Source organism: Pelotalea chapellei (assembly GCF_018531195.1).
Classification (GTDB): Bacteria; Desulfobacterota; Desulfuromonadia; order Geobacterales; family Pseudopelobacteraceae; genus Pelotalea; species Pelotalea chapellei.
The window spans coordinates 352,100-365,124 of the sequence record NZ_JAHDYS010000001.1; the positions used below are offsets into that span (position 1 = coordinate 352,100).

Consider the following 13,025-nt stretch of genomic DNA (forward strand, 5'->3'; position numbering starts at 1 on the left):
CCTCCCAAACAAAAATTCAAACAGTGAAACAGGTGAGATGATTAACTATACGCCTGGCTGCATTGGAAGACGTCTACATCTTCCAGTGCAAATTGCTATCGGGAATTACGCATTCAAAACCATTTCATTGAGTGATGCTCCAGCCGGCACCATGGGTAACACCTTTTCTTCACGAGCAACTTTGAATTCCATGATTACCGGACCATCTTCAGCAAAACCCTGCCGAATGACCTTCTCAACCTCATCCGGCTTTGATGCGTGAAAACCTTTTGCGCCATAAGCTTCCGCCAGCTTGATAAAGTCAATAGGTAGTTCCATGCAGGTTTGGGAATAACGCTTGTCAAAAAAGAGCTCCTGCCACTGCCGCACCATGCCAAGAAAATTGTTGTTGAGAATTACTATTTTGACGGGGAGGCGGTTCTGCACCAGCGTAGCCATTTCCTGAATATTCATCTGCACACCCCCATCGCCACAAATGGTAATAACCTGGCGCCCGGGATAAGCGGCCTGGGCACCCATGGCAGCCGGCAATCCATAGCCCATTGTGCCGAGTCCGCCCGATGAAAGCAGGGTGCGCGGCTTATTGAACTGGAAGAACTGGGCAGTCCACATCTGATGCTGACCAACATCTGTAGAAACGATAGCGTCATCATCCGACAGCTCACGCAGTTTCTGAATCACGTACTGAGGCTTGATGATTGTCGAACTCTGCTTGTAACTGAGGGGATGCTTGGTTTTCCAGCCGGCTATATCTGCATGCCAGGGACCAAGGGTGCTCAGGAATTTTTCAACCTTTTCCTTCTGCTTGTCCAGCTGTTTGTTCATCTTGGAAAGAACATCCTGAACGTCACCGACAATTGGCAGATCAACCCGAACATTTTTCTTGATGGAGGTCGGATCGACATCAATGTGAATAATTTTGGCATTAGGCGCAAAGGTGGCGATCTTGCCAGTCACGCGGTCATCAAAGCGAGCACCGACAGCAACGATAAGATCGCTATGGGTCATGGCCATGTTGGCACAATACGCCCCATGCATGCCAAGCATACCCAGGGAATTCTCATCGTTCCCGGGGAATGAACCCAATCCCATCAAAGTGGTTGTTACCGGAACTGTAAGTCTGCGTGCCAGTGTAGTCAGTTGATCTGCAGCATCGCCCAATACAACGCCCCCCCCCACATACATTACCGGACGCTGTGAATCCAACAGCATGCCGACAGCCTTTTCCACCTGCCGGAAATGACCTTCAAGGTTAGGTTTGTAACCACGAATATCAACAGACTCGGGATAAATAAACTCAGTCTGAGCAATTTGTACATCCTTGGGAAGGTCGACCAACACAGGGCCGGGCCGACCACTGCGAGCAATGTAGAAAGCCTTCTTCATGATCATTGCCACGTCCTTCACATCCTTGATCAGAAAGCTGTGCTTGGTGCAAGGACGTGTAATGCCGATGATGTCAACTTCCTGAAAAGCATCGTTACCAATCAGTGCGGTGGGAACCTGACCGGTGACGATTACCATGGGGATCGAATCCATATAAGCAGTGGCGATTCCGGTCACGGTATTGGTGGCCCCGGGGCCGGAAGTGGCGATGGCCACACCTACCTTTCCAGTGGCACGGGCATAACCGTCAGCTGCGTGAGTTCCCGCCTGCTCATGACGAGGCAGGATGTGGCGAATCTCTTTGAAGCTGAAAAGTTCATCATAAATATTGATGACTGTGCCGCCGGGATAACCGAAGACCGTATCAACACCCTCCTTCTTCAAACATTCCAGCATGATGCGTGCGCCATTCATCTTCATAAAATACCTCAGGGTCAAAATATGGTTAATCTCAAATCATTAATCAGCTGTCGTGACTGCTCCGGTGTGTGCCGATGTCACCACTTTGGCATAACGTGAAAGCCAACCGGTCTTTATCTTGGCTTCCGGTGCTTTCCAGGCCGCCCGACGGGTGGCAAGAGTTGCCTCATCCACCAGTAGTTCAAGTTTGCGGGCAGGAATATCCAGAACAATGCGATCTCCATCCTCGACCAGCGCGATTGGACCACCTTGAGCTGCTTCGGGAGAGATATGGCCTATACAGGGACCACGGGTACCTCCGGAAAAGCGGCCGTCCGTAATCAGTGCCACGGAATCTCCCAGGCCAAGCCCCATGATGGCGGCGGTCGGTGCCAGCATTTCGCGCATCCCCGGCCCACCTTTGGGGCCTTCATAGCGAATGACAACCACGTCGCCGGCGACGATTTTGCCTTCCATGATGGCGGCCATGGCTTTTTCCTCTGCATCAAAACAACGGGCGGTGCCCTCGAACTGCATCATCTTGTCAGAAACACCGGACTGTTTGACTACAGCCCCTTTGGGAGCAATGTTACCTGAGAGAATGGCGATGCCTCCCTCTTTCTTGATCGGGTTGGAAAGCGGTCGAATGACCTCTTCGTCGACATTCTGGATGCTCTCGGCCAACTGGTGGGTCGTCAGTCCGAACAGTGTGGGAGCATCCTTGATCTTGTCACCCAACTGTTTGAAGACGCCGCTGACACCGCCAGCGATATCGAGATCTTCCATGAAATATTCACCCGCCGGATTCATGGAGGAGAGCTGTGGAGTATCCTTGGCAAGGACATCGAACAACTCCAGAGGCAGCTCAACGCCTGCTTCATGGGCGATTGCCAAAAGATGAAGAACCGTATTCGAAGATCCTCCCAGCGCGAGATCGACCCGGATGGCGTTTTCAAAAGCTTCACGAGTCAGGATACTGCGCGGAGTGACATTGTTGTGTACCAACTCGACGATCTTTTCACCTGATGCAAAAGCGATGCGTCGCTTAAGAGCAGAAACCGCCAGGGCCGTTCCACAGCGTGGCAGACTCATGCCCATGGTCTCGGTCAAAATGGCCATTGTGTTTGCGGTAAATAGGCCCTGGCAAGACCCCATACCGGGGCAGGCATTGTCTTCACAAACCTGCAGTTCCTTGTCGCTGATTACACCCGCCTTATAGCGAGCCATGGCCTCAAATGTATCCGAGACAAAGGAAAATTGGCGACCGGACTGGCCCCTGCCGCTCATCATCGGGCCTGCGGTTACGACGATACAGGGAATATCAAGCCGTGCAGCAGCCATGAGCATGCCGGGAGTGATCTTATCGCAGTTTGTCAACAGCACCAGACCGTCGAGACGATGTGCTTCTGCCACAGATTCAACCATGTCGGCAATCAACTCGCGCGTCGGCAGGGAATAGTGCATGCCTTTGTGCCCCATGGCCATGCCGTCACACACTCCTGGAATTCCAAAAAAGAAGGCATGTCCGCCGCCGGTGTGCACACCTTTCTCTATGAAGCGTTCAAGATCGCGCATACCTACATGACCGGGTATAAGATCTGTGAAACTGGTAGCAATGCCTATGAATGGCTTATCCATCTGGCTCTGGGGTACGCCTGTACCTTTCAGTAGTGCACGATGGGGAGTACGCTCCAGGCCGCGTGTTATGGTGTCGCTTCTCATATGTAGGTCCTTTAAAAAAACTTGTTTCTTCCTGTCAAACAGAGTGTTGATATATGTAAAAGGTCTAAAATACTACAATATCGTCTGAAAGGTTGTCAATCCATTGTAATCTTGCAAAGGCAATTTCCAGACTATATACTTTCAAATCACGCAGCACTTCATGCGATTGCAAATATCTGGCGGCTTGGTCGCCTTCCTCCTAAAGGTCCCTTACTTGTGAAATCCGAAAAAGCAACCTCCCCCGGCATATTTGAATTTGCTGCAGCAGACAAAAAAGTTGACCATGCTCCACTGGCTGAGCGAATGCGCCCGCGCACCATTAGTGAATTTACCGGTCAGGATCATCTTCTTGGAGAAGGTCGCATCCTGCGCAGGATGATTGAAACGGATAACCTGTCATCCCTTGTTTTCTGGGGTCCTCCCGGCTGCGGCAAGACCACCCTGGCCCATGTCATTGCACGGGAAACCCGATCTCACTTCATTTTCTTCTCCGCAATTCTATCGGGTATCAAGGAAATCCGGGAGATATTCCGTGAAGCAGAAGGTTATGCTGTGCGGGGCATCCGCACCATTTTGTTTGTCGATGAGATTCACCGTTTCAACAAATCCCAACAGGACGCCTTCCTCCCCTACGTTGAAAAGGGTGTGGTCACCATTATCGGCGCCACTACGGAAAACCCTTCTTTCGAAATCATTGCCCCGCTGCTTTCCCGCTGCCGCGTGCTGACACTTCAGCAACTTGATTCCTTCACTATCAAGTCAATCATGCAACATGCCTTAAGTGACCACGAGCGCGGACTTGGCAATCGGGAACTGACCGCTGAGGACACTGCACTGGACTTTCTTGCCCAACAGGCCAACGGAGATGCCAGAATTGCACTCAACACCCTTGAAGTGGCTGCAGGACTGGTTGAATCCGTGACTGAGGACCGGGAAACTGGGATCACTCTGGAGATTGTGCAGGAGGCGCTGCAAAAGAAGGCGATTCTGTACGACAAGGGAGGAGAGGAACACTACAATGTGATTTCTGCCTTCATCAAATCCATGCGCGCAAGCGATCCTGACGCCGCACTCTACTGGCTTGCACGCATGCTTGAGGCGGGCGAAGACCCGCTCTTCATCCTGCGCCGCATGATTGTTCTTGCTTCTGAAGATATCGGCAACGCCGATCCACGTGCTCTGCAGGTGGCTGTTTCCGCCCTCCAGGCGTTTCAGATGATCGGCTTGCCTGAAGGGCGCATTCCCATGGCCCAGGCCGTAACGTATCTTGCCACTGCTCCCAAATCCAATGCCTCCTATATCGGCATCGATGCCGCCCTTGCAGAAGTGCGCAAAAGCGGGGCTCTCCCGGTCCCGATGCATATTCGAAATGCGCCCACGAAACTGATGAAAGAACTGGGCTACCACAAGGGGTACAAATACGACCATGATTATGAGGGATTCTCAGGACAGGAATGCCTGCCGGAAAAAATCAGCGGTGCGAAATACTATGAGCCAAAGGGACGCGGCTATGAAAAGAATATCCTGGAACGGATGGAGTGGTTAAGGAATAAACGCCGGGAGTAACAGGCCGTCACTATCGGAGTATCCGGGGACATAGGCTATCAGTCGCATGTGCTTCAAGGAATGACTTCACCCATTCCCTCAAAAGAGCAAAAAATGAAACTATTTCTTTTTGAACGCATCCAAGTCCTGCCGGTCAACATCAATGATGCGTGGAGGTTTTTCAGCAACCCACGAAACCTTAAAGACATAACTCCCCCCTCCATGGATTTTAAGGTAACCTCTCCAAACACAGATCAAACCTATGCAGGCCAGATTATCACCTACACAGTGCGCCCCCTTTTCGGTGTAGCAATGAACTGGGTAACAGAAATTACTCATGTGCAGGAACCTTTTTTCTTTGTTGACGAGCAGCGCTTCGGTCCGTATCGTTTCTGGCATCACCAGCATCACTTTAATGAGATTGAGGAGGGGGTTGAGATACGGGATCTGATTCACTATCTCCTGCCCCCCATGCAGTTCGCCGGCCTGGTGAACAGGTTGATCGTGGAGCCCCGCCTAAACAGGATTTTTGAGTTTCGCCGCCAGGCGTTGATGAAAATATTTCCTGTGCCCTGATCAGGTCATCAGCATTACGCGAATTATCTGAGATACTATTATTGATGATAATAAAGAGGAGAAATATATGAAGCGACTTGCTGTCTTGACCAGTGGCGGCGACTGTTCCGGCATGAACGCCTGCATTAGAGCCGTAGTGAGAACCGCCGTCAGAATGAAAATCGAGGTCATCGGCTTCCGCAAGGGGTACCAGGGGCTAATGAAAGGTGACGCCATTAATCTTGATAGCAAGGCGGTATCCGGAATCCTTCACAGAGGAGGGACGTTTCTGCAATCTGCCCGTGCCATTGAATTCAAGACGCCTGAAGGGCAGCAGCAAGCGCTCAGCAACCTCAGGGAGATGGGTATAGACGGAATGGTGGTGCTGGGTGGAGATGGTTCATTAACCGGAGCCCTTGCACTGCACCGGCTTGGGTTCCCTGTAGTAGGAATCCCGGCCAGCATTGATAACGACATCCCCTTCACCGATATGTCCCTTGGGGTTGATACGGCACTCAACAACATTCTTTATGCCGTTGACTGCATTAAAGACACCGCATCCTCCCACGCCAGAGCATTTGTAATCGAAGTCATGGGACGCAATTCAGGATACCTTGCTTCCATATCAGCAATTGCCACAGGTGCGGAATTCGCCCTGGTTCCCGAGCAGGCCTACGATCTGACCGAGATCTGCCAGCAACTGCGAGGCCGCTTTGCCGAAGGACGTGACAATGCCATCATCATAGTTGCCGAGGGAGCCGGGCATGCCCAGGAAATTGCCAACAGCATCAAGGACACTATAGGTTTCGAGGTACGGGTTACCGTGCTGGGGCATTACCAGCGAGGAGGCGCACCGACTGTCTTTGATCGCCTGCTGGCAAGCCGTTTCGGCAAAAAATCAGTTGAACTGCTGATTTCCGGCGTGTCGGGGGTCATGGTAGGCCTCTCAGCCAACAACATGTTGGCCACACCGCTGGATGATGTGATCAGGAGCGAGAAACGCCCCCATGACGAAGTACTCCGAATGGCCGAAGTACTCGGGATCTGAAATGCCCACTCGACAGAAATTTCTTAAAAAACGCTCCATCAAGTCAGGAATGCCTCCGGGATCACTGGTACACATTGGTGAAGAACGGGCTGAAGCAGCACAGATCAGCATCATTGCTTACGATGCAACGGCCCTAGAGGAGCAAAGCCTTCCGAAGATCGGGAAACACCTCCCTTCCTGTATCAACCCCACCGGTGTAACGTGGATAAATGTGGAAGGTGTTCACGACGTTGAGATCGTTCGCGCTCTTGGAGAGCATTTTTCCTTTCATCCTCTGGTGATGGAAGATATCGTCAATACCGTGCAGCGTCCGAAAATTGAAGATTACGGAGAGTACCTCTTCATCGTGATGCGCATGCTCCGACCACAGCATGAAGCTGACTTCTCTTCCGAGCAGCTTAGTATGATCGTAGGCCCCAATTATCTGCTGACATTTCAGGAGGGAATTAAAGGAGATGTTTTCGATGCAGTACGCGAGCGTATTCGTACCAGCAAGGGAAAAATCCGCGCCTTAGGAACAGATTACCTCTGCTATTCGCTGATAGATGCCATTGTGGATAGTTATTTCAGTGTCCTTGAGGAACTGGGAGAACACATTGTTGATGTTGAGGAAGAACTCACCCTGACACCGGGTCGGGAAACGCTCCACCGAATAAGTTACCTCAAAAAGGAGATTATCTTTTTGCGCAGAGCTGTCTGGCCGCTCAGGGAGGCTATCTCCTTTCTGGAGCGTGGCGACAGCCATCTTCTGTCTGATGCCACAAGAGTATATTATCGTGACATCTACGATCACACTGTGCAAGTAATGGATACTGTCGAGACATACAGGGATCTGCTCGCCGGAATGCTTGACCTGTATCTTTCGAGCGTCAGTAATCGCATGAATGAAATTATGAAGTTTTTGACCGTGGTGGGTATGATTTTCCTGCCATTGACATTTCTGGTAGGCGTGTATGGCATGAATTTCAAGAATATGCCGGAACTTGAGTGGCATTACGGATATTATGCGCTCTGGGCTGTAATGATCGTGCTCTCGCTTGGAATGGTTGCTTTTTTCAGAAAAAAGAAATGGCTATGATTTGAACTGTTATTTTTTTATGGAGGGTATCATGAGGCTTTTTCCTTATGGCATCAGAATGATGCTGATTATCTGCATGTTGCTTTCAGCCCCAATCCTGTCCGATGCTTCACCGGAAAAAGCTGAAAAAACTGCCCGAGAGAAAAAGATGACTTTTCCTGTGGGGGCCGACACGCAATCCGAGGTCTGCGGTAGATGCCATACCGCCATCTATCGCGAATATGCATTCGGGTTCGGCAGTGACCAGGGCTATAAGCTGGTTTCGCAAGATGGTAAGGCCCACACCTTGCCGCATATAGTCTCGTCAAAGGCAACCGGTCATGCCTTGACCGACATAAAGTCCTTTTCCAAACAGCCGAAACAGCATGAGATGGCCGGGACCGCCTGTGCAGCCTGCCACCTGCCTGAAAGCTTCACGATACCGCGAAATCTCGAGATATCAGAGACAGACAAGCCCAAAGTAAGTGCCATGAAACGGGAAGAGACGGGATTATCCTGTGTCAGCTGCCATCTGACTCCTGAAGGAAAAATCCGTGGTCCTTACAACATTAACGCCCCCCATGAAAATCGACCCGATGTCAATATCAAGACTTCACTGATGTGCGCTTATTGCCATAGCCTCGGAAAGAGAGTGCCGGGAAATCAGACCCAGACTTTCCTTGAGTGGCGTGACGACTTTTTTCTCAAGGGACTGGGGCGTCAGAACTGCCAGGATTGCCATATGCCCCACACCATGCGCAGATTAACAGAGGACACCACCCTTCCGGAAAGAGTTTCGTCGCGCCATCTCTGGACAGGCGGACGTTCTCTGCAGAGACTTCTCAACGCCTTGAGCCAGGTTATTGTCCAGCCGGTCAAAGAAAAAGGAGCTTTTGACTTTCATGTCATCAACATCGGCGCTGGCCATTCCGTTCCTACGGGTTCCCATCGACGCGCAGTTTACCTTCAAGTACAAGCGATCAGTTCAGAAGGGAAAACAGCTGCCACCCAGGAATGGACTTTCGCTCCCTGGTCCGGCAACGGACCAAATGACAGCACCTGGTTGGATGAGTTCAGAAAAATGCCGGGTAGCTCAGTACCTGCTGAAGCCTTGGCCCCACACGAGACAATAATCCGTGCCGGCGAGGAAAGAGTGCTGCATTGGTCCCCCACCCTTGCTGCCGGACGCTACACAATCACATCTCGGCTTGTCTATGACCTGAACCGCTATAACGATCGTAGCTACAAGGGTGACCAGACCCGCATCAGCGAAACTTCCCTGGAGGTGTCCGTCAAATGAACTCCATCACCCGCCTTGTGCTCCGCTGGATACTGAACTGCTTCGCTCTGTTTTTCGTAATGAAGCTGATTCCCGGCATTCAGATCGATCACTTCCAGGACCTGCTGATAGGCACGCTGATCCTCGGCCTGCTGAACGTTTTTATTCGTCCGGTATTTGTACTGCTGACTCTGCCGGTCACCATGCTCACCCTGGGGCTGTTTACCCTGGTGATCAACGGTTTCATGTTCTATCTCGCTGCCCACCTTGTCCACGGCTTCAGGGTTTCAGGTTTTGGAACCGCATTTGTGGCGGCCCTGCTTTACAGTATTTTCTCATTTATTCTGAACATGGTCTTTCTGCCAAAGAAGTAACTGTTCCGACAAGACAGCAACCCCCAAATCAAAAGAGCACGAAGAAAAGGGCATTCTCCCTTCCTTCGTGCTCTTCCTAGTTTAAAAGGAGCGCATCCTGATCTGAATCATATATCCAGCACAACCGTTGCCCGCCAACCATCTTCTTCCTGCACTACCTGAAAATGGTGCAAGGTAACCGCCTTCACATCAACCACCAGCCGATGTCGTTGTGGGGCAATTTTCTCTCCGCTTGTCACTGCTTCCAACCGCAGGATATCATCTGCCTCTTCTATTCTCACCACATCCGCATGCAGCAGTAGTTGCCGGGCGTCCTTTTGGAAGACCAGCTCTTCGAGGAATGAATATAGCAAGAGATCCAGGTCTGTATGTTCAAGCTTGATAATCTCTTCCTGCACCCGTTCAACATCTTCCAATTGATGAACCATGGTATGCAGCAGAGCTTCGGCACAGGAGATAAAAAGTTCTTCACGGGTGGTTCCATAAGCTTCGAAAGCCACATCAGCAGTCGCTATATGTTCAAGAAACCGGTACGTCATCATTATCCCTTGATGTTTCCGATAGGAACGAGCTTTACAACACGACGGCTTAAATCTGCCATTTCGGTTGCAGCCGTCACCACGTCAATATCCTTGTAGGCAAAACCAGCCTCCTCGGCAAGACCGCCATATGAATCGGTGCGCACATAGATGCCGCGCTGCTCCATCTCACCCAGAAGCTTCTGTCCCTTAGTCATTTTCTTGGCCTGGTGCCTGCTCATGGTGCGGCCGCTGCCGTGGGCAGTGGTGAAAAAGGTGTCACTGGCACCCCCATTGCCTGCCAATAGATATGAACCTGTTTCCATACTGCCGCCGATGATAACCGGCTGCCCCGTTTCCTTATAGCAGGCCGGAAGACCGGGCGCATGGGGACCGAGGGAACGGGTGGCGCCCTTGCGGTGCACCAGCAGCTCTTTTTCTTTGCCGTCTACCCTGTGAGTCTCCAGTTTGGCAGTGTTGTGGGCCACGTCATAGACCATATCCATGCCCAGATCCTCTGGGGAACGCCGAAATACCTGGGAGAAAACCTCCCGCAGGCGGTGCAGAATGACCTGGCGGTTGGCGAAGCCCATGTTTACTGCACATTTCATTGCCGAAAAATATTCCTGCCCTTCCGGGGAACGAAAAGGGGCGCAGGCCAGCTCCCGATCACGGACGGTAATGCCATATTTTTTTGTCATTACCCGCAGAAAAGTCTGCAAATAATCCGTAGCAACCTGATGTCCCAGACCCCGGCTCCCGCAATGGAACATGATCACCACCTGGTTGGGAATGGTAATGCCGAAAGCTCGTGCTGTCTCCTGATCAAAGATATTCTCAGGTCGCGCCACCTGGATTTCACAATAGTGGTTGCCTGATCCAAGAGTGCCGATCTGATCAACACCTCTTTCGATCGCTCTTTCACTGCAGGTAGAAGCATCGGCACCGCTGAAACTGCCCTGTTCCTCAGTCATCTTAAGGTCATCATGGGTGGCATAGCCTTTTTCCAGGCACCATCGCGACCCTTTTTCCAATACATGGCGGAATTCGCTTCGTGTACATTTTACGAATCCCTTACAGCCGACACCTGTCGGGATACGTTCAAACATCAGATCGACCAACTTGTGCAGGCGCGGCCTGACCTCCTGCTCGGTCAGGTTGGTCAGAACCAGGCGCATGCCGCAGTTGATATCAAAACCGATACCACCTGGAGAAATCACACCGGTAGCAGGGTTCATAGCAGCCACGCCGCCGATGGGAAAACCGTAGCCCCAGTGGCCGTCCGGCATACAGTAGGAATACTTGACGATGCCGGGTAGGCAGGCCACATTTGCAGCCTGATCAAAAACTCCTGCCTCCATAGTAGCAAGCAGGGGCTCTGAAGCAATGATTCGCACGGGAACCAGCATGCCTTCTTTGAAAGATACAGGCAGCTCCCATATGGTGGAACTGACTTGACGTAGCTGGGCTGGAAGCGTCATGAAGCACCCCCCAAAACGTTAGTGTACCTGAAAGCATAGCACAATGGCCGGTGCTTGCGAGAATGCATGCGGTCTTGTGCTGGTCGGACAATCTTTGTTATAGTGCGGCCGACCCGCATCAGGGTTTGATATTCCATAATCTGAGGTATCCATTATTTATCCCGTTGCCACCATCATTACAATGTTGTTCCTTCTATTGACGACAATGATTCTGTCTGCCGTCACCCGCCAGGTAGGAGCCAGGTGAATCTACACATACTTCCCGACCGAGTGAAGCAGAGCCTCCACGAACATGGGCTCTGCCCCGGTGACACAATAATCGTGGCTCTTTCAGGTGGAGCAGACTCCTGTGCCTTGCTGGACATCCTGGCCGGCCTGAAAGAACTCTCCCTGCACCTGATAGTGGCACATCTCAACCATTGCCTGCGTGGCGCCGAATCCGATACCGACGAAGAGTTCTGCCGAGGCCGTGCCGAGCACTATGCGCTGCCATTCAAAGCGAGGCGCATTGATGTGGGGGAAATGGCTCGGCTACAGAAGATCAATCTGGAAGACGCCGGCCGGCAAGCCAGGCATCAGTTTCTTGAAGAGGTGCGATTGGAACATGACGCAGCTGTCATTGCACTTGCACATCATGCCGATGATCAGGCCGAGACTGTCCTGATGCGCCTCCTGCGTGGTGCCGGAACGACCGGCCTTTCAGGAATGTCCTGGCGTAACGGCAACAGGCTCCGGCCGCTCCTTGATAGTACCCGTGTGGAAATTGAAGCGTATCTTGCGGAGCGCAATCTCTGTTTTCGAGAGGACCTCAGCAACCGCGACACAAAGTTTCTCCGCAACCGCGTTCGTCATGAGTTGTTGCCGCTTCTGGAAACCTATAATCCTGCCATTCGAAGTAGTTTAACCACCACCGCTTCTCTGCTTTCCGATGAAGATGCAGTGCTGGAGGATTTAACTGCAAAACTGGTTTCCGAGGCATGTCGATTCACACCCGAATCAGTCAGCTGTGATCTGATTGTTCTGGTACAGCAGCCCCCTGCACTGCTGCGAAGACTGCTTCGCCATGTTCTGGAACGACTGCATGGAAGCCTCAAGCATTTTGGATTCCGCCATATCCAGGCCCTGGAACACCTGATATGCTCTCCTCGCCCCAATGCACGTCTGAACCTTCCAGTTGGAACCTGTGCCCGTCGCTCATATGATTTGCTCGTTTTGGAACGCCTTTCCAAACAGGAAAATTTAGCAGGTGGGGATATTGTTTCCATTACTGGTCCAGGTGTTTATCGCCTGCCCTGGGGCGGGACCCTCATTCTATCCCTGGGGGTGGCTGCTCCTCCCGATGCAGGGCGGTTAAACCAGAATATCGCCTGCTTCGATTTAGAAAAGGTTCCATTTCCCTGGCAGGTGCGCACCTTCAGAAGCGGCGACCGCATGACCCCCCTTGGTATGACCGGCAGCAAGAAGGTAAAGGACATCTTTATCGACGCCAAGATACCTCTTCCCCAACGTCGCCGACTTCCGCTCGTTTTTTGCGGCACAACCCTCATATGGTTATGCGGCCTCCGCACGTCACAGAAGTCCCTGATAAATGACCAGGAATCCGTTATAATCATTGGTGAATACAGCGCAACATGAGGCTGTTACTGACCTCAATTAGCTTG

The 13,025-nt window shown here is 51.7% G+C and carries 11 protein-coding genes; 7 read left to right on the top strand and 4 right to left on the bottom strand.

Annotated features, from left to right (window positions below):
* Nucleotides 1-105: 105 nt before the first annotated feature.
* Both ilvB and ilvD read right to left on the bottom strand, forming a co-directional pair.
* A complete protein-coding gene (gene ilvB, locus KJB30_RS01620) occupies nucleotides 106-1,806 on the bottom strand; it encodes a biosynthetic-type acetolactate synthase large subunit (protein ID WP_214296174.1) in 1,701 nt (566 codons plus the stop codon).
* Between the two features lie 39 nt (nucleotides 1,807-1,845).
* Nucleotides 1,846-3,507: a dihydroxy-acid dehydratase gene (ilvD, locus tag KJB30_RS01625; protein ID WP_214296175.1), complete on the bottom strand. Its 1,662-nt coding sequence runs from the start codon at nucleotides 3,505-3,507 to the stop codon at nucleotides 1,846-1,848.
* A gap of 303 nt (nucleotides 3,508-3,810) precedes the next feature.
* On the opposite strand from ilvD, the gene KJB30_RS01630 reads away from it, so the two are divergent.
* From KJB30_RS01630 to KJB30_RS01655, 6 genes are all read left to right on the top strand, one after another.
* On the top strand, nucleotides 3,811-5,073 hold the full coding sequence (locus KJB30_RS01630; protein WP_214296245.1) for a replication-associated recombination protein A: 1,263 nt from the start codon (nucleotides 3,811-3,813) through the stop codon (nucleotides 5,071-5,073).
* 93 nt (nucleotides 5,074-5,166) lie between these two features.
* On the top strand, nucleotides 5,167-5,628 hold the full coding sequence (locus tag KJB30_RS01635) for an SRPBCC family protein (protein WP_214296176.1): 462 nt from the start codon (nucleotides 5,167-5,169) through the stop codon (nucleotides 5,626-5,628).
* Between the two features lie 67 nt (nucleotides 5,629-5,695).
* A complete protein-coding gene (gene pfkA / locus KJB30_RS01640) occupies nucleotides 5,696-6,655 on the top strand; it encodes a 6-phosphofructokinase (RefSeq protein ID WP_214296177.1) in 960 nt (319 codons plus the stop codon).
* A 1-nt stretch (nucleotide 6,656) separates the two neighbouring features.
* Nucleotides 6,657-7,733, top strand: coding sequence for a magnesium/cobalt transporter CorA (gene corA, locus KJB30_RS01645; RefSeq protein WP_214296178.1), 1,077 nt, complete (start codon nucleotides 6,657-6,659; stop codon nucleotides 7,731-7,733).
* 31 nt (nucleotides 7,734-7,764) lie between these two features.
* Nucleotides 7,765-9,012 (top strand): multiheme c-type cytochrome, encoded by a 1,248-nt coding sequence (locus tag KJB30_RS01650; protein ID WP_214296179.1) that lies wholly within the window; start codon nucleotides 7,765-7,767, stop codon nucleotides 9,010-9,012.
* Complete coding sequence (locus KJB30_RS01655; protein WP_246545412.1) at nucleotides 9,009-9,365, top strand: phage holin family protein; 357 nt, start codon at nucleotides 9,009-9,011, stop codon at nucleotides 9,363-9,365. Before KJB30_RS01650 ends, KJB30_RS01655 begins: the two co-directional genes overlap by 4 nt.
* 107 nt (nucleotides 9,366-9,472) lie before the next feature.
* On the opposite strand, the gene KJB30_RS01660 is transcribed toward KJB30_RS01655, so the two are convergent.
* Both KJB30_RS01660 and KJB30_RS01665 read right to left on the bottom strand, forming a co-directional pair.
* On the bottom strand, nucleotides 9,473-9,907 hold the full coding sequence (locus KJB30_RS01660; protein WP_246545413.1) for an archease: 435 nt from the start codon (nucleotides 9,905-9,907) through the stop codon (nucleotides 9,473-9,475).
* Nucleotides 9,907-11,364 carry an RtcB family protein gene (locus KJB30_RS01665; RefSeq protein ID WP_214296180.1) on the bottom strand — a complete coding sequence of 486 codons (1,458 nt, stop codon included), beginning with the start codon at nucleotides 11,362-11,364 and terminating at the stop codon, nucleotides 9,907-9,909. The genes KJB30_RS01660 and KJB30_RS01665 overlap by 1 nt, the downstream gene beginning before the upstream one ends.
* A gap of 243 nt (nucleotides 11,365-11,607) precedes the next feature.
* Here KJB30_RS01665 and tilS point away from each other — a divergent pair, with 243 nt between their 5' ends.
* A complete protein-coding gene (gene tilS / locus KJB30_RS18335) occupies nucleotides 11,608-12,999 on the top strand; it encodes a tRNA lysidine(34) synthetase TilS (RefSeq protein WP_214296181.1) in 1,392 nt (463 codons plus the stop codon).
* The last annotated feature ends 26 nt before the right edge of the window (nucleotides 13,000-13,025 follow it).